We start from the raw sequence: 1,092 nt of genomic DNA on the forward strand, positions 1-1,092 counted from the left end.
GGCACCTTCATCAGCGAAGACACAGCCAAGGAAATGGTCAAACGGAATACCTACCTTGTTGCCACACAGTCCGCCGGTACGTTCATCAGTCATGCACCCGAACAGGTACGGGCAATGCTCCCTCCTGAAGCAGTCCAGAAATGGGAAACTGTGTCCTCCCAAATGGTTGAATCCCATAGGATTGCCTATGAAAAGGGGGTGGTCTTTGCACTCGGCACCGATGCACCAGTCGCTGGTGAGCATTGCCATACTCCTCGAGAACTTCAGTTGCTCATGAACAACCTCGACATCTCCGCTGCGGTAGCTCTCAAGATCGCTACCATCAATTCCGCAAAGGCTATGCGTGTCGAGGATCAGTTGGGAAGCATCGCGTCCGGCAAGAAGGCGGATCTTGTCATAACTGGCATCAATCCGCTTGAGGACATCTCCGTGTTCGAAAGACCGGACGAACTCAAGGTGATGAAAGGCGGCCGGTGGGTAAAGACCTGATGGCCTTCTATCAAGCAATTGTACCCGTTGTCTATCGTTTTGCCTTATGAAATTGTCTTACAAAATTGGACGTTCTGTTCTTTCAATCATTGTCTTGAGTCATGGTTCTGGTGAAAAATTACATGACAGTCGTGAAATCAATTGGATAACTATGTGCAGTCCATCACCCTGCTTGTGTCTTGGGAAACCCAAATAATCCATGTCTCCCTATACGGGCTGTGGAAATCCATGAGATCTGCAATGAGGAAGCCACCTCCTTTGCTCGCCGCCCTCCCAAAAACCTCCTGAGACGCAGTCAGGAGGCCGGCAGGATCGTACTTGAAGCGTTGGGCTTTCTCAATCTCCGGTTAGAGAAAGAAGATCGGGTCGATGTCATCACCACCCATCCAGATGGTTCCGAATGGAGAATCGAACTGAAACTCATTTCCATGATCGTCGAGATGAAGGGACTGGTACTTTATGCCCTCCGGCAGACCAAAGCAAGACTCAACAAGAAACGATTGCCCCATCTGCTCTTCCTCACCTTGGTTCGGCACAAGGTCTCGGATGACGAACATTTTATTAAGGCCAAGCACTACTGTCTTTTAGGGATTCTCGTGTCCA

2 protein-coding genes are annotated in these 1,092 nt (G+C 49.8%); both read left to right on the top strand.

Annotated features, from left to right (window positions below; all coding sequences use genetic code 11):
- Window positions 1-489, top strand: a 489-nt coding sequence (locus tag D6694_08485) for an amidohydrolase family protein (GenBank protein RMH41874.1), incomplete at its 5' end; no start/stop codon positions are given.
- Window positions 490-707: 218 nt separating this feature from the next.
- Window positions 708-1,092, top strand: a 385-nt coding sequence (locus tag D6694_08490; protein RMH41875.1) for a hypothetical protein, incomplete at its 3' end; no start/stop codon positions are given.

The organism is Gammaproteobacteria bacterium (assembly GCA_003696665.1).
Lineage (GTDB): Bacteria > Pseudomonadota > Gammaproteobacteria > Enterobacterales.